General features: G+C 70.0%; 23 protein-coding genes and 1 riboswitch. Of the genes, 5 read left to right on the top strand and 18 right to left on the bottom strand.

The window, feature by feature from the left end; genetic code table 11:
* The first annotated feature begins 34 nt into the window (after window positions 1-34).
* The gene (locus tag DIE11_RS18655; protein ID WP_124626240.1) at window positions 35-1,210 is read left to right on the top strand and encodes a hypothetical protein; all 1,176 of its coding nucleotides are present in this window, start codon (window positions 35-37) and stop codon (window positions 1,208-1,210) included.
* Between the two features lie 70 nt (window positions 1,211-1,280).
* On the opposite strand, the gene DIE11_RS18650 is transcribed toward DIE11_RS18655, so the two are convergent.
* From DIE11_RS18650 to DIE11_RS18590, 13 genes are all read right to left on the bottom strand, one after another.
* The gene (locus tag DIE11_RS18650; protein WP_124626238.1) at window positions 1,281-2,108 is read right to left on the bottom strand and encodes an alpha/beta hydrolase; all 828 of its coding nucleotides are present in this window, start codon (window positions 2,106-2,108) and stop codon (window positions 1,281-1,283) included.
* Between the two features lie 381 nt (window positions 2,109-2,489).
* Complete coding sequence (locus DIE11_RS18645) at window positions 2,490-2,702, bottom strand: hypothetical protein (RefSeq protein ID WP_059606822.1); 213 nt, start codon at window positions 2,700-2,702, stop codon at window positions 2,490-2,492.
* A 250-nt stretch (window positions 2,703-2,952) separates the two neighbouring features.
* Window positions 2,953-3,390 carry a hypothetical protein gene (locus DIE11_RS18640; protein WP_124626236.1) on the bottom strand — a complete coding sequence of 146 codons (438 nt, stop codon included), beginning with the start codon at window positions 3,388-3,390 and terminating at the stop codon, window positions 2,953-2,955.
* Window positions 3,391-3,581: 191 nt separating this feature from the next.
* The gene (locus DIE11_RS18635; RefSeq protein ID WP_059606820.1) at window positions 3,582-4,505 is read right to left on the bottom strand and encodes an ABC transporter permease; all 924 of its coding nucleotides are present in this window, start codon (window positions 4,503-4,505) and stop codon (window positions 3,582-3,584) included.
* Window positions 4,505-5,377: an ABC transporter permease gene (locus DIE11_RS18630; RefSeq protein WP_059606956.1), complete on the bottom strand. Its 873-nt coding sequence runs from the start codon at window positions 5,375-5,377 to the stop codon at window positions 4,505-4,507. The genes DIE11_RS18635 and DIE11_RS18630 overlap by 1 nt, the downstream gene beginning before the upstream one ends.
* Window positions 5,378-5,423: 46 nt before the next feature.
* The gene (locus DIE11_RS18625) at window positions 5,424-6,503 is read right to left on the bottom strand and encodes an ABC transporter ATP-binding protein (protein ID WP_124626234.1); all 1,080 of its coding nucleotides are present in this window, start codon (window positions 6,501-6,503) and stop codon (window positions 5,424-5,426) included.
* A gap of 49 nt (window positions 6,504-6,552) precedes the next feature.
* Window positions 6,553-7,719, bottom strand: a complete 1,167-nt coding sequence (locus DIE11_RS18620) for an ABC transporter substrate-binding protein (RefSeq protein ID WP_124626232.1) — start codon at window positions 7,717-7,719, stop codon at window positions 6,553-6,555.
* A gap of 262 nt (window positions 7,720-7,981) precedes the next feature.
* On the bottom strand, window positions 7,982-8,557 hold the full coding sequence (locus DIE11_RS18615; protein WP_124626230.1) for an alpha/beta hydrolase: 576 nt from the start codon (window positions 8,555-8,557) through the stop codon (window positions 7,982-7,984).
* 22 nt (window positions 8,558-8,579) lie between these two features.
* Window positions 8,580-9,908 (bottom strand): MFS transporter, encoded by a 1,329-nt coding sequence (locus tag DIE11_RS18610; protein ID WP_124626228.1) that lies wholly within the window; start codon window positions 9,906-9,908, stop codon window positions 8,580-8,582.
* 156 nt (window positions 9,909-10,064) lie between these two features.
* Entirely contained in the window at window positions 10,065-11,120 is a 1,056-nt protein-coding gene (locus DIE11_RS18605; protein WP_124626226.1) for a 3-keto-5-aminohexanoate cleavage protein, read from the bottom strand.
* A gap of 119 nt (window positions 11,121-11,239) precedes the next feature.
* Window positions 11,240-12,088 (bottom strand): TauD/TfdA family dioxygenase, encoded by an 849-nt coding sequence (locus DIE11_RS18600; RefSeq protein ID WP_124626224.1) that lies wholly within the window; start codon window positions 12,086-12,088, stop codon window positions 11,240-11,242.
* A 10-nt stretch (window positions 12,089-12,098) separates the two neighbouring features.
* Entirely contained in the window at window positions 12,099-13,079 is a 981-nt protein-coding gene (locus tag DIE11_RS18595) for a quinone oxidoreductase (protein ID WP_059606806.1), read from the bottom strand.
* A gap of 33 nt (window positions 13,080-13,112) precedes the next feature.
* Entirely contained in the window at window positions 13,113-14,009 is an 897-nt protein-coding gene (locus DIE11_RS18590; RefSeq protein ID WP_124626222.1) for a universal stress protein, read from the bottom strand.
* A 253-nt stretch (window positions 14,010-14,262) separates the two neighbouring features.
* On the opposite strand from DIE11_RS18590, the gene DIE11_RS18585 reads away from it, so the two are divergent.
* The 3 genes from DIE11_RS18585 to DIE11_RS18575 all read left to right on the top strand — a co-directional run bounded on the left by DIE11_RS18585 (window position 14,263) and on the right by DIE11_RS18575 (window position 19,250).
* Window positions 14,263-16,956, top strand: coding sequence for a LuxR C-terminal-related transcriptional regulator (locus tag DIE11_RS18585; protein WP_124626220.1), 2,694 nt, complete (start codon window positions 14,263-14,265; stop codon window positions 16,954-16,956).
* A gap of 249 nt (window positions 16,957-17,205) precedes the next feature.
* Complete coding sequence (locus tag DIE11_RS18580) at window positions 17,206-18,330, top strand: porin (protein ID WP_059606799.1); 1,125 nt, start codon at window positions 17,206-17,208, stop codon at window positions 18,328-18,330.
* A gap of 215 nt (window positions 18,331-18,545) precedes the next feature.
* Window positions 18,546-19,250 (top strand): glutathione S-transferase N-terminal domain-containing protein, encoded by a 705-nt coding sequence (locus tag DIE11_RS18575; RefSeq protein ID WP_059606798.1) that lies wholly within the window; start codon window positions 18,546-18,548, stop codon window positions 19,248-19,250.
* A gap of 134 nt (window positions 19,251-19,384) precedes the next feature.
* Here DIE11_RS18575 and DIE11_RS18570 read toward each other — a convergent pair whose 3' ends face one another.
* Window positions 19,385-19,897 carry a MarR family winged helix-turn-helix transcriptional regulator gene (locus DIE11_RS18570; protein WP_124626218.1) on the bottom strand — a complete coding sequence of 171 codons (513 nt, stop codon included), beginning with the start codon at window positions 19,895-19,897 and terminating at the stop codon, window positions 19,385-19,387.
* 131 nt (window positions 19,898-20,028) lie between these two features.
* Between DIE11_RS18570 and DIE11_RS18565 the strand changes: the two genes are divergently transcribed.
* Entirely contained in the window at window positions 20,029-21,213 is a 1,185-nt protein-coding gene (locus tag DIE11_RS18565) for an MFS transporter (protein WP_124626216.1), read from the top strand.
* A 208-nt stretch (window positions 21,214-21,421) separates the two neighbouring features.
* Here DIE11_RS18565 and cobM read toward each other — a convergent pair whose 3' ends face one another.
* Genes cobM through cbiE form a run of 4 tightly spaced genes read right to left on the bottom strand, consistent with a single transcriptional unit; the run spans window position 21,422 to window position 25,245 of the window.
* The gene (gene cobM / locus DIE11_RS18560) at window positions 21,422-22,150 is read right to left on the bottom strand and encodes a precorrin-4 C(11)-methyltransferase (protein WP_124626214.1); all 729 of its coding nucleotides are present in this window, start codon (window positions 22,148-22,150) and stop codon (window positions 21,422-21,424) included.
* Between the two features lie 43 nt (window positions 22,151-22,193).
* Complete coding sequence (locus DIE11_RS18555; RefSeq protein ID WP_124626211.1) at window positions 22,194-22,925, bottom strand: cobalt-precorrin-6A reductase; 732 nt, start codon at window positions 22,923-22,925, stop codon at window positions 22,194-22,196.
* On the bottom strand, window positions 22,922-24,010 hold the full coding sequence (locus tag DIE11_RS18550; RefSeq protein ID WP_124626210.1) for a cobalt-precorrin-5B (C(1))-methyltransferase: 1,089 nt from the start codon (window positions 24,008-24,010) through the stop codon (window positions 22,922-22,924). Before DIE11_RS18550 ends, DIE11_RS18555 begins: the two co-directional genes overlap by 4 nt.
* Window positions 24,010-25,245, bottom strand: a complete 1,236-nt coding sequence (cbiE, locus tag DIE11_RS18545; protein WP_124626208.1) for a precorrin-6y C5,15-methyltransferase (decarboxylating) subunit CbiE — start codon at window positions 25,243-25,245, stop codon at window positions 24,010-24,012. Before cbiE ends, DIE11_RS18550 begins: the two co-directional genes overlap by 1 nt.
* Before the next feature lie 204 nt (window positions 25,246-25,449).
* A riboswitch (cobalamin riboswitch) is annotated at window positions 25,450-25,642 on the top strand.
* Window positions 25,643-25,648: the final 6 nt, after the last annotated feature.

Below are 25,648 nucleotides of genomic sequence, written 5' to 3'. Positions count from 1 at the left end.
AATACTGCGGCCACGCGTCCTCCGAAACCCCGCGATGACTGAGATGCCCGCCATGCCCTCGTTCTGTTGCCCGATCTTGCGTTCCGCACTGACGTGCGTCGTGGCGTTGCTGGTCGTCGGGCCGGCGACGGCCACCTCGACCACGGAAGCCACGCACTTGCCGGGCGGGTCGCCCGTACCGGCAATGCGCACGCCGCAACGCATCCTGTTCGTCGGCGACAGCCTCACGCACGGCCGTTACACGCCCGTGCGTTCGTACGGCGCGATGCGGCCCGGCAGCAAGGAGGTTGGCGGCACCGCGCGGGTCGTCGACGAAAACTTCGGGCAGACCGGGGCCCGCGCCGAACGCGAGCCGGGCCCGTGGGGCGGGATTCCGGGGATTTTCGCGCGCTTCGCCGCCGAAGCCGGACTCGACTTCGAGGTTCATCTGGAAGCGATGTCGGCGACGAGTCTCGCGAAACATGACCGCGTCGCATCGGACGTGATCGACCGGCCCACGTGGGATGTGGTGGTCCTGCAGGAACTGAGCGCGAAGCCTCTGCCGGTCGCGCTCACGCACAGCCGCGCCAGCGATCCGGCCGGTTTCCGTGCGAGCGTCGCGAAGCTCGCACGCGGCATTCGCGCGGCGGCGCCGCAAGCGCGTGTTTATCTATATGAAACCTGGCCACGCGCCGATCTCGCGAAAGCGCTGGCGGGCGAGCCGGATAGCGTCGGTTTTCACGCGCGCTACGTCGATCGCCTCACCGCTCTCGTCGCCGCATATCGCGATGCGTTCGATGGCGCGCGCCGGGGCGATCCGTCCATCGCCGCCGTCGTGCCGGTCGGCCGCGCGTGGCAGCGCGCGTGGACGACCGGCGTCGCCGATCCCGACCCGTATGCGCCGTCCGGCGCGCCGCTGCTGTGGTACGGCATGCGCGCGCAGAACGACCCGCCGATCTCGCGGCCAGACTATCTGCATCCGGGCGTGCTGGGCGCTTACCTGAGCGCGCTCGTGCTGTTCCAACAGATCGCCGGTGTCGACGTCCGTACGTTTGGCCCGCGGGAGCAAGCGGCCGCGCAGCTCGGCATCGCGCCGGACATGGCAGCAAGGTTGCAGGCAGTGGCGTCGGATACGGTCCGCCAGCAAGGCGCCGACGCCGCCCCTGCCCCCGATGTCGATGCCGGTCTGACGGCGACGGCCGGATGCCCTGATCCGTGCGCGTCGCAATGAGCGGCAATGCGGCGGCCCTACCCGGCCGCGCGCGGCGCGAAATCACGCGAGGTGACGCAATACGGCGCGGTCAATGCGGCGCGACCGCCTGCAACGCGGCGAGCATCGCGCTCCCCGGTTTCGCGAGATCGTCGAGCACCGTGAAGTGCTGCATGCCGGGTAGCCATGCGCGTGCGATCCGTTCGCCGGCCGCTTCGCATGCGTCCGCGTATTCGTGCGCGTGGCGCACAAGCTCCGGCAGCTCGGCCGCACCGACCGCGACGACGGTCGGTGCGCCGGGCCCGATGTGAAGCAGTGGACTGTACGCGGTGATCTCTTGCGCGGTGAGCTTCAGCTTGTCGTCGAGCACGCACAGCGAGATCGGTTCGAGATCGACGAGCGGGCTGATCGCGAGCGCAGACACGACGGCCGGATGCGCGCGATGCATGGCCGTCAGGTGGCCGCCGGCCGAGTGACCGCTCAGGTGGATCGGTCGTCCTGCGGTGCCGATGCCGTCGGGGTCGGCCGCGAGATGGTCGAGCAACGCGCCGATCTCGCCGACGATGTCGGTCATCGATGCGGTCGGTGCGAGCGTGTATTCGGCGAGCACGACGTCGAAGCCGCGTGCGAGCGGCCCGGCGGCCGCGTACGCGAAATCCTCTTTCGCGCAGTGCTGCCAGTAGCCGCCGTGAATGAACACGAACAGCGGCGCGTCGGGCCGGCCGCACCGCAGCCAGTCGAAGCGCTGCGCCGGACGCGCACCGTAACGCAGGTCGCGCTGCCCGGGCGTCGCATCGTAAAGCGCTGCGCTGCGTGCCTGGCAGGCCGCGAGCACCGCGGGGAAATCGGGAATGGCCTTCGTGTTCAGGTAGGCGGCGTCGAGCGCCGCGCGGTCCATGCCGCGATAGAGGATCGTCATTCGGGAAGCGCCGGGTCGGATTGCGGATGCGCGGGACAGTCGCGGTGCCACGCTACGAAGGCGTCAGGCGGGCCGACGCCGTTGCACCATTATGCGCAGCGCAACAGGCGCCGGCTATCCGGAATCGGCGGGGGCGGCGTGCGCCTGTCCGCTTTCGGCGGAGGACTGTCGAGCAGCACGCGCATCCTGCCGGCGCATGCGCGAACGGGCGCACCGGCTCGACGAAGCGGCATGACGCGCGCCGCAGCGGAATCCGAGAATCGGGGAAGCGGGGTTCAGTTCAGGCGATGCGCGACCGGAACCGGTGCACGCGGGTGCGCGATGCGCGCCGCCGACGCGTGTCGGCGGGAAGCAGCGCGGTGCGTCAGCGGGAGACGAGGCTCAGTAAGCGGACATCTCGACGCAAGGATCGACCTTGGACGGCGAGCAGATGACCGAATACTTGGCGCTTTCGCGCATCAGCGCTTCGCCTTCGTGCAGCGCGATCTTGATCTCGGGGTGACGCTCGTACGCGAGGAATGCGGAGCAGAAGACCGCGGACATCACGACCAGGGAGAACAGAAATTTTTCGAGAGATTGGAAACGTTCGGGCATGGTTCGACCTTTCTTCTAGCCCGCGATTATATCTCGAATTAAGGGTTTTCCCTATATTCCAGTCCGCATACCGAGGATGGCTTCGACCGATGGCAGGCCGTGTTTGCGCCCTTTTTCCCCGTTACGCAGGGTTCATGCATCGGACAAGACGGGATAACGGTTGCCCTCAAAGGAAGGCAGGCGACGGTGCCACACGCATCGTCCGCACGGCATTTCGGCAGGAGCGGCGACGAAGCCCGTCGCCGGCGCGTCACTGCGGTGCCGACGCGCCGCTGGCCGCATTGCCAGGCCATGCCTTGCCGATCTTGTCGATCAGCGACTTGGCGGCGCCGGTCGCGATGGCGGCGTCGACGCCCGAGGTCTGCCACGAACCGTCGGCGGCCTGCACGAAGGTCAGGTTCGCGCGCGACGGCGTGTAATCGCTGTTGCGCCAGGTGATCACGACGTCGCACGCGTAGGTGCGTTCGCCGGCCTTCCTGCAATCGCCGGCGGGCTTCGCCGAGATCACGTCGGCCGACACGGGCAGCGGCTGGCCGAACAGCGCGTTCAGGCCGCCGTGGTTTTCCGCTTCGAGCGCGCGGCGCACCGCGGCATCGACGTCGCTCGATCCGGGGCCGTCGTGGAGCAGGTGGCAGGCGGCGAGCAGCGTGGCGGCACAGCCGAGCGTCAGCAGCGTGGGAAACTTCATGGAACTCCGCGAATCGGGTGAACGTCGGGCGGCATGCAGCGATGCCAGTGAGCGCATCGCCGAGCCGGTATGCCGCGTAGTCTGCAACGTCCGCGCGTCGTTCGCGGTATCCATTTGTAACCAATTGCACGGACGGCGGGAACGGCGTGATCGGTGCGAACGCCCCGCTGCCCCGCCCCTTTCGTGCGCGCCTACTGCCGCTCCTGCTTCACGCGACTCACGAGCTGCGTCGGGCTCACGAACTGCAGCGCGATCACGACCCACACGAGCGTAATGGCCATGTAGATCATCGCCATCGCGTCGATCGACTGCGGCGCGCGCACGCCCGTCGAGAACACCGCGTAATACAGCGCGACGACGAGCGTCTGCGTGCTGGGGCCCGCGGTGAAGAAGGTCAGCTCGAACATCCCGATCGTGCGCACCAGCACGAGCAGCCCCGCCGCGAGCATGCCGGGCACCAGCAGCGGCAGCAGAACGTAGCGGAAATAGCGCCACGTGTTCGCGCCGAAGATGCGCGCGGCGGCTTCGAGATTCGGATCGATCTGCTCGATGAACGGCGTCATCACGAGGATCACGAACGGCAGCGCCGGCACGAGGTTCGCGAGGATCACGCCTGGCAGCGTGCCCGCGAGCCCGACCTTGTACATCACGGTCGCCATCGGGATCCCGTACGTGACGGGCGGCACCATCAGCGGCAGCAGGAACACCAGCAGCGCGAAGCGCTTGCCGCGGAACTGCACGCGCGCGAGCGCGTAGGCGGCCGGCACGCCGAGCGCGACCGACAGCAGCACGACCGCGCCGACGACTTCGACGGTCACCCACAGCACGCTGGCGAGCTGGAAGTCTTCCCACGCCTTCGCATACCAGTGCAGCGTGAAGCCCTGCGGCAGCGGCGTGCCGAACCAGCGTGTCGCGACCGAGTTCACCGCGACGGTCGCGATCAGCAGCATCACGTTCAGCAGGAAGAACGCCATCAGCCCCCATACGAGCGCCTTCCACGCGCGGCCGGCGAGGCTGTCGCGTAGTTTCCGCGGCTTCATCGCGTTGACGGGCTGCGCGCCGGGCGGGCTATGCTTCGGCGGCCACGCCGGCGCCGCATGATTGTCGGTCGCCATCAGCCCTTGCCCCCCGTGACCGGACCGGTATAGAAGAAGCGGCGCGCGCCGAGCATCGACGCGACCACCAGCAACTGCACGAAGCCCATCACGATCGCGATCGCCGATGCGAGCGAATAGTCGTAGCTCTCGAACGCGGCTTCGGCGGCCGCGATCGAGATCACGCGCGTCGGCCCGGCCGGCGCGCCGAGGAGCACGGCCGACGGGAATACCGAGAACGCCTGCACGAACGACAGGCACGCGGCCATCGTCAGCCCCGGCACGAGCAGCGGCAGGTAGATCCGCCGGAACTGCTGCCACGGGTTCGCGCCGAGCGTGGCCGCGGCGCGCGCGAGCGTCGGGTCGATGCCGCTGATGTACGACAGCATCAGCAGGAACGCGAACGGAAAGCCCGACACGATCAGCGACAGCAGGACGCCCCAATAATTGTGCGTGAGGCGCACTTCGTCCGTGTACAGGTGCAGCCCCTGAAGCGCCTGCGGAAACCAGCCATTCGGTCCGAAATACGTGAGCATCCCGTCGGCGACGAGCACCGTGCCGAGCGTGACCGGAATCACGAGCAGCGTCGTGACGAGCTTCTGGTACGGCGAGTTGCGGCGCAGCGCAAACGCGACGGGCACCGAGATGCCGACGTTGATCAGCGTCGCCGGCACCGCGAGCTTCAGCGTGACGAGCACGGTCGGCCACATCGCGGTGTCGGTGAAGAACTGCACGTAGTTTGCGAGCGCGCCGCCGCCGTTCATCGGCTGGAACGACAGCACGAGGCCGTACGCGAACGGATAGATGAACAGCGCGACGATGAACGCGATCGCCGGCGTGACGAGCCACGCCTTCGCGTCACGCGGCGCGCCGCCTGTCGCGAGCGTGCTCATGCGGCCTCCGGGCAGCGCGCTGCCGCGCACGCGGCGCAGCGGCCGTTCATGGCGCGTCTGCCGCATAGACGAGCGTGCGCGCCGGCGCCACGCGCAACCGCAACCGCTCGCCCTCGGCGAATTCGCCGGCGACCCGCGCCCAGATCGGGCCGAACGGCGTGATCACGCGGATGAGTGAGTCGCGGCCGCCGTATTCGACCGTTTCGACGGTCGCGTCGAATGCGTTGTCGGCGCCCTCTTCCGCACGCTCGATGTCGTCGGGGCGCAGCGCGACCACGACGTCCTTGCCGTCGAAACCGGCCATCGGCACACCGGTGATGCGCACGCCGGCCGCGGTGACGTTCACGTAGTCGCCGGCCATCCCTTCGAGCGTGAACGGCAGCACGTTGCGATAGCCCATGAAGCGTGCGACGTGCAGGTTGTGCGGGCGCGTGTACACGTCTTTCGGCGACGCCACCTGCTGCACGACGCCCTCCTTCATCACGACGATCCGGTCGGCCATCGACAGCGCTTCGTCCTGGTCGTGCGTCACGTAGATCGTCGCGCGTTCGAGCTGCGTGTGGATGCGGCGGATCTCGGCACGCATCTCGATGCGCAGCTTCGTGTCGAGGTTCGACAGCGGCTCGTCCATCAGCACGAGCGGCGGCTCGATGACGATCGCGCGCGCGATCGCGACGCGCTGCTGCTGCCCGCCCGACAGTTGCCCGGGCAGCTTGCCCTCGTGGCCGACGAGCTGCACGAGTTCGAGTGCCTGCTGCGCGCGCCGCCGCGCTTCCTGCTTCGGCACGCCGCGCATCTTCAGCCCGAAGCCGACGTTCTCGAGCACCGACATGTGCGGAAACAGCGCGTAGTTCTGGAACACCATGCCGAAGCCGCGTCGCTCGGGCGGCAACACGTCGATGCGCGTGTCGTCGAGCCAGATGCCGCCGCTCGTGAGCGGCTGCAGCCCGGCGATGCAGTTCAGCGCGGTCGACTTGCCGCAGCCCGACGGGCCGAGCAGCGCGATGAACTCGCCGCGCCTGATGTCGAGATCGAGCCCGTTCAGTGCGGCGACCCGCGCGCCCTCCGCATTGGTGAAGCTGCGGCACACGCCGTCGAGCCGCAACCGTTCGAAACTGTGCTTCATTACGCGAACTCCGTCGGCGCGGGCGCCGCGGCGCCCGCGGGTTCATGCGTCATTTCGACTTCTGCGAACCGATCTCGCGGTCCCACTTCTGGAACGCGGCGACCATCGCCTGCGCGTTGAGCGGCTGCACGTGCGGACGATCCGCGAGCAGCTTCGCGTATTCGGGGCGGCCGAACTTCCTGATCACCTCCTGGCTGTGCGCGGGCGCCATCTCGAGCGTCACGCCCTTCACCGCCGGGCCCGGATAGAAGTAGCCGTCGTCGTAGGTCATCGCCTGCTGCGCCGGTTCGAGCAGGAAGTTCATCAGCTTGAACAGCACGTCGAGCTTGTCCTTCGCCACGCCCTTCGGAATCACCATGAAGTGCGCATCGTTGACCCACGTCATGTTGTCGAATGCCTGGATCCTGAACTCGGCCGGCACGATGCCGAGCGCGCGCGGGTTGAGGTCCCAGCCGGTGACGGTCACCGTCATGTCGCGCGTGCCTTCTCCGAGCTCCTTCATCACGGCCGACGTGCCGCCCGGGTAGTACGGCACGCAGTCGTTGAGCTGCTTCAGGAACGCCCAGGTCTTGTCCCAGCCATTGATCGGGTCCTGCGGGTTCTTGTCGCCGAGCACGTACGGCAGCCCCATCAGGAAGGTGCGGCCGGGGCCCGAGTTCGCCGGGCGCGCGTAGATCAGCTTGTTCGGATGGGCCTTGCACCACGCGAGCAGCTGCTCGGGCGTCTTCGGCGGATCGCTGACCTTGGCCGGGTTGTATTCGAGCAGCGGGCCGGCCGGCATGTAGGTCACTTCGAGACCGAAGCCCTGCGCGAGGTCCTGCATCTTGCGCGGGCCGGGCGCGTATCTGTCGAGCACGCCGGGAAACGCGCCCGCGTTGTCGGGCAGCAGCTTCAGCCACAGCTTCTGCTCGATGCCGGCGGCCAGCGCGTCGGTGCCCGTCAGCACGAGGTCGATGTCGGCGCGTCCCGCCGCCTGCATCGCCTTGATCTTGCCCGGCAACTGCGGCGCGGGCGCGTTCGTGAACGTCACGTTCGAGACGAGATTCGGGTTCTTCTCCTTGAACGCCTCGATGGCCTTCTGCGTGAGCTGCAGGTTGCCCGCGACGTCGACGACATTCAGCGATACGGGAGCCGCGACGGCGGCCGCGGCCGACAGCGTCAGGCCCAGCGCCAGGGCGATCCGGCGGACACGGCGCGCGATCGTGGTGGTGTTCATGTCTCCTCGCTTCGGTCGGTGGATGGGACCGTTCTTTCGGGAAATCATGACGGCGTTATACGATGTCGGTCAACAAAAAACCGACCCGCGCGGGGCGGGAATTTCCCTAACAAAAACCTTCCCTTTGTTGAGGATTTGCTGATTGGCCGTTGCGACGGATAGGTAGCATGTTAGGACGTCGTATATCAACGCACGCTGAACCGAAATCGGTTCCGACGGACGCGCCGGCGTGAAATCGTGCGCGGCGCGTTGCAGACGGCGCTCAGGCCGCACGGAGCGCGATCACCTCCCCGATCAGCCGCTCCGCATCCCGCCACTCGCCGTACCCGGACGCCGGGTTCAGGTGTCCGACTTCGCCGAGATCGACGAGCCGGCTGCCCCATCCCGCCGCCAGCGCCTGCGTTCGTTCGAACCGCGCGAGCGGATCGTTGCGGCTCGCGGCCACGATGCTCGGAAACGGCAGCGGCCGGGTCGGCACCGGCGTCCAGCCGTGCGCGTCGAGCGCATCCGGTGTCGGATAGCCTGCGGGCATCGGCGTATCGAGATCGGCCGGCGCGGCGAGCAGCGCGCCATCGATGGCACGCGTGGCCTGCAATGCCCAATGCACGGCGATCATGACACCCGCGCTGTGCGCGACGAGGATCACGGGGCCGTCGATCGCGGCCAAAGCCGCATCGAGCGCCGCGACGCGCGCGGCGCGGCTCAGCTTGTCGGCTTCGAGCGGCGCGACGGCGCGAGCGTTCGGCAGGCGCCGTTGCAGATGCGTCTGCCAATGATCTTCGACGTGATCGCGCAAGCCGGGCACGATCAGGATGGTGGGCGCGGTCGCCAGGGTCATGCTGCCTCCGGGAGGGTTCGGTTCAGGAAAGGTGTGACGCGCGCCGTTCGCGTTCGACGCGCGCGATATCGGCCGCGTAGCTCGCGCGTCCGATCGCGAACAGCACGGCGGCCGCGAGCGGCACGGCGGGAATCCATTGCAATGCGCCGACGAGGCCGGTGCGATCGGCGACCCACCCCGTCAGCAGCGGGCCCGGCGCCATGCCGAGCAGGTTGTTGGCGAGCGTGAGCGTCGCGAACGCCGATGCGTGGATCGCGGCCGGCGTGAGGTTCGCGACCATCGCGCCCGATGCGCCCGACGCACCCGCGCCGACCAGCATGCCCGCGCAGATCAGTGCGAGTTGCAGTGGCCCGGGCGGCAGCCGGAACGCGACCGCGAGGCACACTCCCGTCAGCATGCAATACGCGATCGCGGTCAGCCACTTGCGCTTGCCGTCGGTCTTGCCGACGCGGTCGGTGACGATCCCGCAGCCGACCATCCCGACGCCCGACAGCAGCACGAAGCCGGCCGCAAGCACGGCGGCGCGGTCCGGCGCCATCGCGTAATAGCGGTTCAGGTAGCTCGGCAACCAGGCGAACAGCGCGCCGGGCACGAACAGGTGCAGCCCGCTGCCGACGTACGCGCAGATCACCGAACGGGATGCGAACAACCCCGACATCAGCGCGCGCACGCTGCCGCGCAGGTCGCGCGGCGCGCTGGCGTCACGCCTGCACGGTTCGATGCGATAAGCGGCGAGCCGCCGTTCGGTCACGACGCAGCGATACGCGACGAGCAGCACGATGCCGAGCGCCGCCATCACGCCGAACGACCAGCGCCAGCCGAGATGCGCGCCGACGAGGCCGCCGAGCGCCATCCCGAACACGGAGCCGAACGCGCCGCCGGCCATGAACGCGCCGGTCAGCGTCGCGCGCAGGCGCGCCGGAAAGATGCTGAGGATCAGCGCGACGCCGACGCTGCCGTACGCGGCTTCGCCGAGGCCGACGAGCCCGCGCGCCACGAGCATTTCGGCGTAGTTGGTCGACAGCGCGCATCCGAGCGTCGCGACGCTCCACAGCGCGGCCATCAGCACGATGCTGCGTACGCGGCCGAAGCGGTCGGCGAGCACCGACAGCGGAAACGTCAACAGCCCGACGAGCAGCGCGACGACGCCCGACAGCGACCCGAGCTGCGTGTCCGACAGTCCCCACGCGTGCTTCAGCAGCGGAAACACGGCATTGAGCACCTGCCGCGACATGTAGTCCGACAGCAGCAGACCGACGGTCAGCCCGAATACGAGCCAGGCATAGGCCGGCGCGCGCCGCCCGGTGGCCGCCACGTCCTGCAGCGACGGCTCGACGTGATGAATCAGCATGCGTGTCTCCTCCGGCACCGGTGCGGCAATGCGCCGGCGCGGCTTGCGCGGCCCCGCTCCGTTCGTCGGAGCTTGCCTCGCGCACCGCGCGAGGGTGGGTGCCGCGCCACATCGATCGGCGGGCGGCGCTGGCGCGCCACCCGGATGCGCGGTGCGTCAGGCCGCGCGCAGCGGCACGTTCACCTGGCCCGGCCGGCGGTTCGGCGTCATCCCGAGCTGCGCGAGCGTCTCGTCGACGCCGTCGTACTGCACGCCGATCCGGTAGATCGCCTTCGCCTCCTTGCCGGTCGCGATGTCGCGGCCGAGTTCGCGCGCGATCCGCACGCACTGCTCGACCTGCTGCACCGACGTCATCCGGTTGCCCTTCTGGTCGATGATCGTGTCCTCGATCCCGCAGCGCGGATGCAGCCCCAGCGCCATCGCGACCGTGTTGATCGGCAGCACGTTCTTCATCAGCGATTCGAGCGTGATGCACGCGCCGTCCGGGCAGCGCCGCACGAATTCCATGAAGTTGTACGGGTTCGGGCCGTCGAAACCGCCACCGATGCCGACCCACGTGACGTTCAGCGGGCCGCGATAGACGCCGCGGCGGATGATCCGTTCGAGCGTTTCCAGCGCGTGCATGCCGGTGAGCTGGAAATGCGGCTGGATGCCGGCCGCCTGCAGCCGGCGCAGGTGCTCGTCGACCCAGCCGGGGCCGGCCGGCACGGTCATCTCGCGGTACGCGTCCCATAACGCGGCTTCGTTCAGCGACGTGCCGGCGATGTCCTTGCGGTTCATCAGCTCGGTGATGTTCATCTGCACGGTGTTGATCGCGACCGTCACCTGGTCGGGCTTCGGCGTCAGCTCGGCGAGCATGTGGCGCGTGTCGTCGGACAGCCATTTCGCTTCCGCGCCGTCGCCTTCCGGCGCGAACGAGATCGAGCCGCCGACCTGCAGGATCATGTCGGGCACCGCCTCGCGCAGCCGGCCGAGCAGCTCGTTGAATTTCGACAGCCGCTTGCTGCCCTTGCCGTCGAGCTCGCGCACGTGCAGGTGCAGCACCGTCGCGCCCGCGTTGTAGCAGTCGACGGCCTTCTGCACGTGCTCGTCCATCGTCACCGGAATGTCTTCCGGAAAGTCCGCGGGCATCCATTCGGGGCCGTACGGCGCGACCGTGATGACTACCTTGTCCTGGTTTTCCGGGTGCAGCGAATCGTCGAGAAATTGCATGTCGTCCTCCAGATGGAATCGTTGTGTTCGGGGTGTACGGGCGTGCGTATCCCGTCGCGCCGGGCGGGCGGCCCGGCGCGTTGTTGCGTCGTTGCGGATCGGTTACGGTGCGGGCGCGCTCAGAACGGCACGTCGCCGACGATGCCCGCGCGCTCCATCCTGCGCACGCACGGCGGGTAGTCCATCACCGCGTAATGCTGCGTGCTGCGGTTGTCCCAGATCGCGACGCTGTTCTTCTTCCAGCGCCAGCGCACCTGGTATTCGGGGATATAGGCCTGGCTGATCAGGTACTGCAGCAGCTGGCCAGCGCCGGGATTCGCGTCCTGCCCGACACGCACGCGAGCGGGTGTGTGGAAGTTCGTGAAGTGCGTCGTGAACGCATTCACGTACAGCACCTTCTCGCCGGTTTCGGGATGCGTGCGCACGACCGGATGCTCGGCGTCCGGGTACTGCGCCTTCAGCGCGAGGCGCTTGTCGATCGGCATCGCCGCGCCGAAGCTCGCCTCGATGCTGTGGCGCGCGCGCAAGTCGTCGATCTGCTGCTTCACGTACTCCGGCAGGCGCTCGTACGCGAGCACCATGTTCGCCCACATCGTGTCGCCGCCAACCGGCGGACCCTCGACGCAACGCAGCACGCAGCCGAGCGGCGGCGCCACGCGCCAGCTCGCATCGCTGTGCCACGCATTCTCGTAGCGGTCGTTCGGCTGGTCGGGCGACTTGTAGATCCGCACGAGCCCCGGGTGCTCGGGATCGCTGCCGGCGACCGGATGATCCTCGAGCTCGCCGAAACGCCGCGCGAACGCGACGTGCTCGGCGCGCGTGATGTCCTGGTCGCGCAGGAACAGCACGCGATGACGCAGCAGCTGCACGCGGATCTCGGCGAACAGGCCGTCGTCGTGCACGGCGTCGGAGAGGCTCACGTCCAGCAGTTCCGCGCCGATCGCGCAGGTCAGGGGTTCGACTCGCATGCGCGTCTCCTCAGACGATGAACACCGACGAACCGGTCGTCTTGCGTGATTCGAGATCGCGGTGCGCCTGCGCGGCGTCCTGCAGCGCATAGCGCTGGTTGATCTCGATCTTGATGCGGCCGGCCGCGACGTGCGCGAACAGTTCGCCGGCCAGGTCGTTCTTCTCGGCCGGATCGGCAATGTAGTCGGCCAGCGCCGGACGCGTCAGGTACAGCGAGCCCTTCATCGCGAGGCGCTGCGGGTCGAACGGCGGGATCGGGCCCGACGCGGTGCCGACGCAGACCATCAGCCCGCGCCGCTTCAGCGAATCGAGCGAGCCTTCGAAGGTGTCGCGGCCGACGCTGTCGAACACGACGTCGACGCCGACGCCGTCCGTCAGTTCGCGCACGCGTTTCGCGACGTCTTCGCGGCTGTAGTCGATCGTGTGGTCGCAGCCGTGTGCGCGGGCGACCGCGGCCTTGTGTTCGCTCGACACGGTGCCGATCACCGTGAGCCCGAGCAGCTTCGCCCATTGCGACACGATCAGCCCGACGCCGCCCGCGGCCGCATGCAGCAGGATCGTGTCGCCCGGCGCGAACGCGTGGATGCGGCGCAGCAGGTAGGCCGACGTCAGCCCGCGCATCGTCATCGCGGCAGCCGTTTCGCATGCGATGCCGGCGGGCAGCTTCACGAGGGGCGCGGCCGGAATCAGCCGTTCGGTGCTGTACGCGCCGAGCGTGTTGAGGAAGCCCGTGTAGGTCACGCGATCGCCGACGGCGACGTTCGTCACGCCGGGGCCGACGGCCTCGACAACACCGGCCGCCTCGACGCCGATGCCCGCCGGCAGCGGAACCGGGTACAGGCCGCTGCGGAAATACGTGTCGGCGAAATTCAGGCCGACGGCCTCGTGCCGCAGGCGAACCTGCCCGGCGCCCGGCTCGCCGACTTCGACCGCTTCCCAGCGCAGCACGTCGGGGCCGCCGGTTTCGTGGAATCGCACTGCATGTGCCATCTTGTTCTCCGTAAGTATTCAGTCGGATGCGCGTCACGCATCGTCGGGTTCGTCCGCGCCCGGCGGCGTCGCGGCTGCGCCGCTCGCCGGGGGCGTGTCCAGTTCGTTCCAGTCGGCGTCGCCCAGGTAGCGCCGCGCGGCCGGGAAAATCACGCCTTCCATGCGGCCCATCTGCTCGAACGCGCCGCGCGCGTAGTCGGCGAGCGCGGCATCGAACGCGGCCGACGGCAACCCGTCGGCGGCGAGCCGCGCCAGCGCGTCGAGTGCGTGCGCATCGCGGCGCCGCTGGCGGTCGAGCTCGTCGAGTTCGGCCGCGGTGCTCTCCGCCCGCATGCGCAATGCCGCGAACAGTCGTGCTTCGGCGGACGCGCCGAAGCGCGTGTTCTGCAGCGCCGCGAGGGATGCCAGCGCCGCCAGCGGGCCGTGCGCGTCGGCGGTCGGCCGCCTGGCCACGTCCGGGTCCTCGCTCGCCATCGTCAGTGCCTGCAGCCGCTCGCCGAGCGCGCGATGTGCCGCGAGACAGCGGGCCATCACGCGTGCCTCGGCCGGCGCACGCCGCGCCGGGCACACGAGCACCGGTACGCCGCTCGTCGCCAGCAGCACCCGCCGTTGCGCGGCTGCGGCGGCGCCGCAATCATGCGGCAGCGCCGCGACGCCGATCAGGTCGCAGCCGAGCTCGCCGGCGAGCGTGGCGGGTGAGGTGTCGCCGGCCACCGCGATCGCATGGGACAGGCCCTGCGCCCGTGCGGCGGCTTCCACTTTCGCACCGTGTTCCGGCATCCGCGCTCCGGATAAACGCGAGTCCGGCGCGGCGGCGGACAGCACGAACGTGACCCGCGCACCGACCGCACGCGCCAGTTCGAGCGCATGGCCGATCGCATCGATGCCGCCGGGCACGCCGTCGACCGTCACGAGCAGATGGCGATACATCGTGCCGCTCCGCTTATCCGGCACTCGGTGCGCTGCGTCGCGCGCCGGTCGATACGATGTTCATGGTCCCTCCTCGTTGCATTCGTCGGTTGCGTTCGTCACGCATCGGAACCCATGCTATCGACCGGACGGCGGTGCGGCCCCACTCGTCGCGGGGGGGATTGACGCGCGAACGCGGTTCGGTCGATCCTTCCCCCACGCCCACCCCGGACGCTGGCCCGCACGGCATCGCCGGATTCCCACTCCTGCCCCGATGGCCCACCCACCCGATCGCGCCGACGCGCCCCCCACCGAACTCGTGCTGAAGACGACCGCGCCGCGCGTGCCGGCGCAGTTGCTCGCGCGTGCGCGGCTGAGCCTTGCCGCGCCGGCGTTCGACGCGCGGCCCGTCACGCTCGTGCAGGCGCCGGCCGGCTACGGCAAGACCTCGCTGCTCGCCCAATGGCGCCGCGAATCCCTTGCGCTGGGCCGCGCCGTCGTGTGGCTGTCCGCCGACGAGCGCGACGACGCACCGCGCCTGCTGCAGGGGCTCGTGCAGGCGGTGCGCACCGGTTGCGCGCGGCCCGGCTTCGGGCGCCTGATTCCGGACGGTGCCGCCCGCGCGCTGGAGGGGCTGACCGCGTGGCTGGCCGAAGTCGCGCAACTGTCGATCGACGCGCTGCTGATCGTCGACGACGCGGAGCGGCTGCCACCCGCCGGCCTCGACGCGCTGACCTATGTGCTGCACAACGCGCCGCAGAACCTGCGGGTGGTCGTCGCGGCCCGGCGCGGGCTCGATCACGCGGCCGGCGATCTGCTCGCCGGCGGGCAATGCACGCTCGCGGGCCCCGACTGGCTGCGCTTCACGCTCGACGAGACGATCGCGCTGGTCGGCGCGCGCTTTGCGCAGCGGGTCGACGCCGATGCGTGCGCGCGCCTGTTCGAACGTGTCGACGGCTGGCCGCTCGGGCTGCAGCTCGCGATGGCCGCGATGGCACGCTCGGCCGATCCGCGACAGGCCGTCGACGCGCTTGCCGCACGGATGGACGGCACCCGCGACCGGCTCGTCGAGCTGCTGCTCGCGAATTTGTCGGCCGACGACACCGCGTTCCTCACGCGCACGAGCGTCGCCGACCGCCTGCATCCGTCGCTGTGCGCCGCGCTGCTCGACGACGCAGACGCCCCCGACCGGCTCGCGCGGCTCGCGCGCGACACGCCGCTGTTCATCGCGTCGGACGATTCCGACTGGTGCCGGCTGCATCCGCTCGTGCGCGATACGTTGCGCGACCGCCTCGCGGCGAGCCCGGACGCCGAGCGCAGCGCGCTGCACGCACGCGCGGCCGCGTGGCTCGACGCGCACGGGATGACGGAGGAAGCCGCGCGCCATGCGTATGCGGCCGGCCAGTTCGGCACGGCATACGCGCTTGCGCAGCGCTGTCTCGAGGACGCGATCAAGCAGGGCCGCATCAACGACGTGCTCGACTGGCTCGCGCTGCTGCCCGCCGCGGAACTCGACAAGCGCCCGACGCTGCGGATCGCGGTCGCCTGGGCGCTGGCGCTCGGCGAGCGCCATGTCGAGGCGCAGCGCCAGATCGCGGGCATCCTGGCCGACCCCGGCACGCCGGCCGCGATGCGCTACGAATGCGCGCTGATCCTCAGCGCGGCCGCGTATTACGCCGATGAAATCGATCGCTTCGTCGAACTGTTCGAACCGTGGGCCGACTTCACGCCGCCGGCGGCGACGTGGCTCGCGCAGATGCACGCGAACCGGCTGTCGGCGCGCGCGATCATCGTCGGCGAACCGGCGCAGGCGCGCCGTTTCCAGCAGGCCGCGCCGCGCGGCGAGACGGCGGCCGGGTTCGGCTACGTCGCGCGCTGGGGCGAGCTGATCACGGGCCTGAGCTACCTGCGCGAAGGCCAGATCCGGCTCGCGGACGATGCACTGTCGCCGGCGCTGGCGCGCGCGGAAGCCGATCTCGGGCGCCGCCATCCGCTGACCTGCATGCTCGCGGCGATGTGCGCGGCGATCGCGTACGAGGCCGACCGCGTCGACCAGGCCGCCGCGCTGCTCGCGAACCGGCTCGACGTGCTCGAACACACGGGCACGCCCGATACCGTGCTGCTCGGCTATCGCACCGCCGCGCGCATCGCGCTGCTGCGCGGCGTCGAGCATCGCGCGATCGACCTGCTCGAGGCGCTCGACGCAATGGGTGTCGCGCGCCGGCTGCCGCGCCTGTCGGTCGCGAGTCTCGCCGAGCAGGTGCGCATTCACGCGGCGCGCTATCGCGAGGCGACCTGCCATGCGCTCGTTGAACGGATCGATGCGATCGCCGCGGCCGAGTTTCCGTCGCACGGGCCGCTGTGGCGGCGTCCCGTCGTGCTGCTGCAGGCGACGGCGCACGCGGGTGCCGCGCTGGCCGCGCGCCGCTGGGACGATGCGTGCGCGGCGCTCGACGAAGCCGCCGTGCTGGCGCGCGAGATGAGCATGGGACGCGAGCGCATCGAGATCATGGCGCTCAGCGCGTTCGCGCTCGACCAGTCCGGGCACGGCGGCCGGGCGCTGCTCGACGAGGCGATGAACCTCGCGGACATGTTCGGCCTCACGCGCACGCTCGCCGACTTGCATCCGGCCGTCGCCGACTGGGCGCGCCGCATCGGCGACGAGGCGCCCGCCGGCGATGGGCCCGTGCGGCCCGCGCAGCCGCAGCCGCGCATCGTGCCGCCCGCGCCGCGCGGCCCGGCAAGCCCGCGCGCGGTGCCGAGCGTCGTGCTGACGCCCAAGGAGCGCGCGATTCTCGAACTGCTCGCGCGCAACCTCTCGAACAAGGAGATCGCGGTGGCGCTCGCCGTCGGCGAGGAAACCGTGAAGTGGCACCTGAAGAACCTGTTCGGCAAGCTCGACGCCAGTTCGCGCAAGCACGCGGTGCGCCGCGCGCTGGTGCTCGGATTGCTCGAAAGCGCGCCTTGAACGCCGCCTGAACACCTCTGTAGCGGCCTGGCCCTGCCGTTGACAGCAGCCTCGCTGCCGGCCGCCCTTCGATTCTCCGCAACCCTGCCCCCCGTGCATGGGGGGGAGCGGCCGCGCGCCGTTGCGTAACCTTTCCGCACGGCTCGCACCGGCGTCGCATCACGCGCCTTCCCGCCTGCCTCGATGCTTCCCCCGCTTCACCCGCACGGGCTCGATCCCGTGCGGTCCATTACGATCCTGGAGACTTCGATGAAGACGAAACTGGCCGCGCTCGCGGCGCTTGCCGGCTGTTCGGCGCTCGCGCATGCGCAATCCTCCGTCACGCTGTACGGCGTGGTCGACACGGGCCTGCTGTACCAGAGCACGTCGGCCGCGTCGTTCAGCCCGAATGCGCCGAACACCGGCAAGGTGTTCCGCATGAAGGACGGCGGCATCTATTCGAGCTTCTGGGGCATCAAGGGCAGCGAGGACCTGGGCGGCGGCTACAAGGTCAACTTCAAGCTGCAGGGTTCGTTCGACAGCGGCACCGGCAGGATGCAGCTGAGCGACACGCCCGGCGCCACCGCGATCTTCAACCAGGTTGCGTCGCTCGGCGTGTCGGGGCCGTTCGGCACATTCACGGCCGGCCGCCAGATCGTGCCGATGATCTACGCGATGGCCGACACCGACGTGCGCAACGCGCAGTTCTTCGGCAGCGTGCTGACCGCGTGGCTCGGCCTGAACACCGCGGCCGGCTGGCCCGGGACGAGCACCAACGGCGCGATCGGCGCGCTGTACGACAGCAACGCGCTCGTCTATCAGTCGCCGACGTTCGCGGGCGCGTCGATCGCGCTCGAATACGCGCCCGGCGGCGTCGCCGGGCAGTTCCAGGGCGGCACGCGCGAGTCGGTCGTGCTGCGGTATTCGAACGACGGGCTCAATGCGTCGGCCGTGTACTACAACGGCCACGACACGAATCCGGCGCCGGGTGTCGCGCCGACCGGCGTCGACAACAACCGCTTCGTCTACGTCGGCGCGAGATACACGATCCGCGATTTCTCGGTGTCGGCGTCGTACGGCAACGGCCGGAATCCGTCGCATGCGGACAAGGTGAACCTCGACATGCTGTCGGCCGGCGTCGGCTATCGCTTCACGCCCGCGCTGCAGGTCGCCTCGGCCGTGTACTACCTGAAGGACCGCAACCGCGCCGAGAACCGGTCGACGGCCGTCGTGCTCACGGCCGACTACAGCCTGTCGAAGCGGACGATGGTGTATGCGCAGGTCGGCCACGTGAACAACCGCGGCACGATGGACCAGATGCTCGTGTACGGGCAGCCGGTCGCACCCGGGGTCGGCACGACCGCAGCGATGCTCGGGCTGCGGCACAACTTCTGACGACGCAGCGACGCGATGCGCGTGCGGCGGCGCCCGGGCACGGCTCGCGGCCGCCGTCTGCAGCGATCGCGGGGATCGGCTACAGTGGGCGTTTTCGGCGCGCCCCGCCCGCCTGTCGAAGTGCTCGTCCCGTTGCTGCCGCGGTGGCACGGGCGGTAAGCGATGCGCGGCAGGACGGCGGAGCGCGGATCCTCCACATTGACGAGCGAATCTCCATGCCCGATCTGTCCGCCTTCCCGATCACGAAGAAATGGCCTGCCCAGCATCCCGACCGTCTGCAGCTGTATTCGCTGCCGACGCCGAACGGCGTCAAGGTGTCGATCATGCTCGAGGAAACCGGCCTGCCGTACGAGCCGCACCTCGTGCGCTTCGACACCGACGACCAGCTGTCGCCCGAATTCCTGTCGCTGAACCCGAACAACAAGATCCCCGCGATCATCGATCCGAACGGCCCCGACGGCCGGCCGCTGCCGCTGTTCGAATCCGGCGCGATCCTGATCTATCTCGCGGACAAGACGGGCCAGTTGATCCCGAAGGATCCCGCGGGCCGGTACGAGACGATCCAGTGGGTGATGTTCCAGATGGGCGGCATCGGCCCGATGTTCGGCCAGGTCGGCTTCTTCCACAAGTTCGCGGGCCGCGATTACGAAGACAAGCGTCCGCGCGACCGCTACGTCGCCGAATCGAAGCGTCTGCTCGCCGTGCTCGACGCGCATCTCGCGAACCGCAAGTGGATGATGGGCGACACGTACACGATCGCCGACATCGCGATCTTCCCGTGGGTGCGTAACCTCGTCGGCTTCTACGAAGCGGGCGACCTGGTCGGCTTCGCCGAATTCAAGCATGTCGCGCGAGCGCTCGATGCGTTCGTCGCGCGTCCGGCCGTCGCGCGCGGGCTCAACATCCCGGCACGCGGCTGAGCCGCGCAGCGGGCGCACCCTGCGGACGCGCTCTGCGTGGCCCGCCGCATCGCGCGGCGGGCAATTCTTCCGCTTCCTTTCGGTGTTTTCGTTTTCCGCCCGCTGCGTTCATTCGACGTGACGATTCGGCGGCGCTATTTTTCGGCCGACGCCGACGCCGCTTCCCCCAATCCCGCCAGCAGCTTTTCCAGCAACGCCGAAAGTTGTGCCTGCTCCGCCTCCGACAGCGCGGCCAGCATCGCGCGCTGATTGTCGACGTGCGCGACCACCGCATCGTCGATCAACGCGCGGCCGGCGTCGGTCAGCGCGACGAGCGTGCCGCGGCCGTCGGCCGGGTTCGGCCGGCGCTCGACCCAACCGGCCTTCTGCAGCCGGTCGATGCGCGCGGTCATCCCGCCCGACGACATCATCAGCGCGTCGTACAGCGCAGTCGGCGTCAGCGCGAACGGCGCGCCGCTGCGCCGCAGCGTCGCCAGCACGTCGAATTCGCCCGGCTGCATCCCGTAGCGCGCGAACAACGGATTGAGGCCGTCGCGTGCGACCACCAGCGCGGCCTCCTGCAGCCGTCCCATCACGAGCATCGACGACGCATCCAGATCCGGACGCTCGATGCGCCATTGCGCGAGCGCATGCGCGGCTCGATCCATTAACCCTCCTCGGCTCACCAGTTATCTTGACGTCGAGATAAATCCGCATTTATCTTGATATCGAGATACTTTACATGAAAACGCGCGGCCCTCTGACGGAGGTGTCGTGCACCGATAGTGAGGGCCACTCCATGAATCGCTTCACTTCCCCCGGATGGCGGCTTGCCGCGATCGTGCTGGTCGGACTGAACCTGCGGCCGGCGTTGGCCGCGATCGGTCCGCTGCTCGACATGATCCAGCGCGCGACCGGCATCGGCGACGGCGCGGCGAGCCTGCTGACCACGATCCCGATCCTGCTGATGGGGCTGGGCGCGCTGAGCGCGCGCCGGCTGCAGCGCGTGACGGGGATCACGGGCGGCGTCTGGCTGGGCGTCGCGCTGATCGGCTTCGCGTGCGCGTCGCGAATCGGCGCGCAGCACGCGTGGCTGCTGCTCGCGAGTGCATGCTGCGCGGGCCTCGGAATCGCGATGGTGCAGGCGTTGCTGCCGGGATTCGTGAAGGCGCATTTCGCGACGCGGATCGGCGGAGCGATGGGCGTCTATTCGACGTCGATCATGGGCGGTGCGGTGCTCGCGAGCGTCGTCGCGCCGTTGGCCGCGGCCCGCTGGGGCTGGCTGGTCGCGCTCGCGGGCTGGGCGCTGCCGGCCGCGGTCGCGGCGCTCGCGTGGCCGCTGGCCAGCCGTGGCGGCGATGCGCTGGTGTCCGGGCCGACGTCGGGGTCGATGGTGCAGGCGCGGCCGTCGCGCTCGCCGCGCGCGTGGCGGCTCGCGATGTTCTTCGGGATCGCGACGGGCGCCTATACCCTCGTGCTGGCATGGCTGCCGCCATACTACATGCGGCTCGGCTGGTCGCCGACCGCGGCCGGCAGCCTGCTCGGCGGCGTAACGCTCGCCGAAGTCGTCGCGGGGCTGGCGATCTCGGCGACGATCGACCGCCTGCCCGATCGCCGGCCCGCGCTGCACGCGGCGATCGCGTCGCTGCTCGCGGGGTTGCTGGTGATGCTGGCCGCGCCGGAGGCACTTGCGTTGCCGGCTGCGCTGCTGATGGGGGCCGGTATCGGCGCGCTGTTTCCGTTGTCGCTGATCGTCACGGTCGATCATGCGGCGACCCCGGCCGATGCGGCGTCGTTGACGGGGTTCGTGCAGGGCATCGGCTATCTGATCGCGGGGCTGTTTCCGTTCGCGGCGGGCATCGTGCGCCAGCATCTCGCGGATCTGTCGCCCGCGTGGCTCGCGATGGCTTGCCTGTGCGTCGTGCTGTTCGCGCTGGCGGCGGGGTTCGCGCCGCAGTTTGCGCGGCGTGTTGCGCGGGCTTAGCGCAGACTTGGCGCCGGTCGGACGCTGCGCGTGAAGGCGTTGACCCGGATCGTGGCCTTCGCGCGGTTGCCCGTTGTTGCTCAGTCACGCCGGATTGCACGGTTGGCGCCGTTCGACCGAGGGCGTTGATCAGCGGGCCGGCTCGCGAGAAAAGCCGTCGTCGCGATGCCGCGAAATGCGAAGTGCCTTGCGTTCCGTGTGCGCGCAATCAACTGCCGCTCGCATACAGCGTCGAATCCGCAAACCCTTCCGCATCGAGCACGCGCCCGATCAGGATCAGCGCGGTGCGCTCGATCCGCGTGCCCTGCACCTTGCCGACGATGTCGGCCAGCGTGCCGGTCACGCGTTCCTCGTCGGGCCAGCTCGCACGGTAAATCACCGCGACCGGGCACGCGGGCCCGTAATGCGGCAGCACTTCGTCGACGATCCGCGCGAGATGCCGCACGCCGAGATGGATCGCGAGCGTCGCGCGATGCGCGGCGAGCGCGCCGAGCGCTTCGCCTTCCGGCATCGTCGTCTTGCCCGCGAAGCGCGTGAGGATCACCGTCTGCGCGACACCGGGCAGCGTCAACTCGACGCCGAGCGTCGCCGCGCACGCGGCCGTGGCCGTCACGCCGGGCACGATTTCATACGGAATCCCGAGCGCTTTCAACCGGCGGATCTGTTCCCCGATCGCGCCGTACAGCGACGGATCGCCCGAATGCACGCGCGCGACGTCCTGGCCTTTCGCGTGCGCATCGGCGAGCAGCGCGACGATCGCATCGAGGTCGAGCTCGGCCGTATTGACGACCTGCTCCGCGCGATGACCGTCGAGCACGGCCGGCGGCACGAGCGAGCCTGCGTAGAGAATCACCGGGCACGTGCGCACGAGACGCTGGCCCTTCACCGTGATCAGCTCCGGGTCGCCGGGGCCCGCGCCGATGAAATACACCGTCATCGAAAAATCTCCGTCAATTCATGGGGCAGCCGGTCGCGCGGCATCACGCGCGCGCGGCCGGGTCGAGCGCATCGAGCAGCGCGGCGGCCGAGTCGAACACGCGATCGGCGTCGGGCAGCGTCGGCCGGCGCAGCATCACGACCGGAAGCCTGCGTTCACGCGCGACGTCGAGCTTGGCCTCGGTCGCGGCGCCGCCGCTGTTCTTGCTGACGACGACGTCGATGCCCGCGAGCGCGAACAGCGCGCGCTCGCCGTCGAGCGTGAACGGCCCGCGCGCGGCGAGGACCTGCGCGCGTGCGTTACCGGGATGCGCATCGAGGCAGCGCACCAGCCAGAACTGGTGCGGCGGAATCTCGTCGAGATGCGCGAGCGGTTCGCGGCCGACCGTGAACAGCGGCCGCCGGAACGGCGCGAGCGCGGCCTCGATGCCGGCCCAGTCGTCGACCATCCTCCAGTCGTCGCCGGGTTGCGGCGCCCACGGCGCGCGTCGCAGCGCCCACAGCGGCACGCCCGCGTCGCGCGCGGCGACCGCCGCATTCGCGCTGATTCGCGCGGCATACGGATGCGTCGCGTCGATCACGAGGCCGATGCCGGCGCCATGCAGGTACGCGGCGAGCCCAGCCGCTCCGCCGAAGCCGCCGACGCGCACTTCGCAGCGCAAGTCGTCGGGCACCTTGCCGAGGCCCGCGAGGCTGTAGACGTGCCGCGGGCCGAGCGCGCGTGCGATCTTCAGCGCGTCGCCCGTGCCGCCGAGCAGCAGGATGCGCGCGCTCATCGAGCGGTCCCGACGAAGCGGCCCTGCCGGTCGATCGCGAACATCTCGACCGAGACCGATGGCGGCACGATGTCGCGCGCGACCCGCAGCGCATGCGCGCAGACGATGTCGCCGAGCGGCACGGCGTCGGCCTGCGCGAGCTTCAGCGCTTCCTGGCTGGTGTTCGCCGTGCGCATCGCGGCCTGCAGCGCTGCGCTCGCGCCCGCCTCGGCCGCCCACTGTGCAAGCAGTGGCAGGTCGATGCTCGAATGGCGGCTGTGCAGGTCGAGATGGCCTGCCGCAAGCTTGCTGAGCTTGCCGAACCCGCCGCACATCGACAGGCGGGCGACCGGCGCGCGGCGCAGGTGCTTGAGCACCGCGCCGGCGAAATCGCCCATTTCGATCAGCGCCATGTCGGGCAGGCCGTAGTGCGCGCGCATCGCATCCTCGCTCGCGTTGCCGGTGCACGCGGCGATGTGCGCGATCCCGTTCGCGCGCGCGACGTCGATGCCCTGGTGGATCGACGCGATGTACGCCGAGCACGAGAACGGCCGCACGATGCCGGTCGTGCCGAGGATCGACAATCCGCCGACGATGCCCAGACGCGGGTTCATCGTCTTCAGCGCGAGCGCCTCGCCGCCCTCGACGCCGATCGTCACGTCGAAGCCGCCTGCGTAGGCGAATTCGGCCGCGAGCGCGTCGAGGTGCGTGGTCATCATCTGGCGCGGCACGGGATTGATCGCCGGTTCGCCGACCGGCAGCGTGAGTCCGGCGCGCGTGACGGTGCCGACACCCGGCCCCGCGTGAAAGCGCACGCCGGGCACCGCCGCGAGCGCGACGCGCGCGAAGACCAGCGCACCGTGCGTGACGTCCGGATCGTCGCCGGCATCCTTGATCGTGCCGGCTTCCGCGCCGTCGGCAGTCGTCCTGCAGAACGCAAGCCGCATCATCACGTGCTGCCCCTTCGGCAGCACGATCTCGACGGCGTCGATCGCGCCCCCCGCGAGCAGCAGGCGCGCGGCCGCGAGCGACGTCGCGGTCGCGCAACTGCCGGTCGTATAGCCGAAGCGCAGCGGCGCCGGTTGTTCGGGGGTTTCGTCGCGCATCACGTGGGGTCCGCGAGATCCGTTGCCGTGGAATCGGGTTTGCGCACGTCGTACAGCGTGACGGGCAACGGCTGCCGCCACGTGTCGAAGCGGCCGAGTGGTTCGGCGTGCGCGAGCGACACGCGCGTGAGCGTGCCGCCGTGAATATCGCGCCACGCGGCGAGCGCCAGCTCGCCCTGCAGCGTGACCGCGTTCGCGACGAGCCGGCCACCGGGCTTCAGCGCCGACCAGCACGCGGCGAGCACGCCGGGCGCGGTCGCGCCACCGCCGATGAAGATCGCGTCGGGCGTCGCAAGCCCGGCAAGCGCAGCGGGCGCGCGCCCCGCGACGAGTTGCAGGCCCGGCACGCCGAGCGCGTCGCGATTGTGCTCGATGAAGCGCTGCCGCTCCGCATGCGACTCGATCGCGATCGACTGGCACGACGGATGCGCGCGCATCCACTCGATGCCGATCGAGCCGCTACCCGCGCCGACGTCCCACAGCAGTTCGCCGGGTGCGGGCGCGAGGCGTCCGAGCGTCAGCGCGCGCATGTCGCGCTTGGTGAGCTGGCCGTCGTGGCGGTACGCGTCGTCGGGCAGGCCTGGCGTGAGTGCTCGGCGCGGCGCATCGGGGCCGGCCTGGCAGTCGAGCGCGATGAGATTGAGCGCGGCGGTTTCGTCGATGTTCCAGTCTTGCGCGAGACCGTCGATGCGCCGTTCGAGCGGCCCCCCGAGGTGTTCGAACACGCTGATGCGCGTCGGACCGAAGCCGCGCGCGGCGAGTTCGGCCGCGACCGTGGCCGGCGTGCGGCCGTCGGCGCTCAGCACGAACAGGCGCCGGCCCGGCAGCAGATGGCGCGCGAGCGTCGCGAGCGGCCGGCCGACGAGCGACACCGCGCCGACGTCCTGCAACGCCCAGCCGAGCCGCGCGGCCGCCAGCGACAGCGATGACGGTGCGGGCAGCACGCGCCATTCGTCGGGAGATAGTTCGCGCGCGAGTGTCGCGCCGACGCCGAACAGCATCGGGTCGCCGCTCGCCAGCACGCAGACGGGCGAACCGCGCCGCGCGAGCAGGCCCGACAGGTCGAACGGCGACGGCCACGCGGTGCGTTCGGCCCGCAGCCGCGCGGGCAGCATGTCGAGGTGCCGCTTCGCGCCGACGACCTGCGTCGCTTCGAGCAGCGCGCGCCGTGCGCTACGCCCGAGCCCCGCGTAGCCGTCGTCGCCGATGCCCACTACCGTCAGCCACGCCGTCATGCACCCATCCCTATCGTCCGGTTCCATCGAGTCGCCGCACGGCGGCCGTGATGGCGCCGGTGCAGCTGTCCGCATTGCGAAAGTCGGCATGGTACCGTGTTCCAGCGCGCGTTTCATCTGCGGGGCCGCCGACGCCGGGCCGCATTTCGCTTCGGCCACGAAGCCCGCTCGGCGGTCGCGAAGCGCCGGTGAAATCGGGTATCCTACGGCCGTTCGTTCGCCGGTGCCCTTCGGGGCCGAAGAGGGAACACAGGGCGCGCACCGCGCCGCTGTGGCTGCCCCCGCAACTGTAGACAGCGAGCCGATCTCCCCCCTCATGCCACTGGTTTCACCGGGAAGGCCGGGAGCCGGCGCCGACCTGTCAGCCAGGAGACCTGCCGGCATGAAAGTGCGTGCGTGCCAG

This window comes from Burkholderia sp. Bp9012, from assembly GCF_003853825.1.
In the GTDB taxonomy this organism is placed as follows: Bacteria; Pseudomonadota; Gammaproteobacteria; order Burkholderiales; family Burkholderiaceae; genus Burkholderia; species Burkholderia diffusa.
This window is presented reverse-complemented; position numbering and strand designations above follow the sequence as displayed.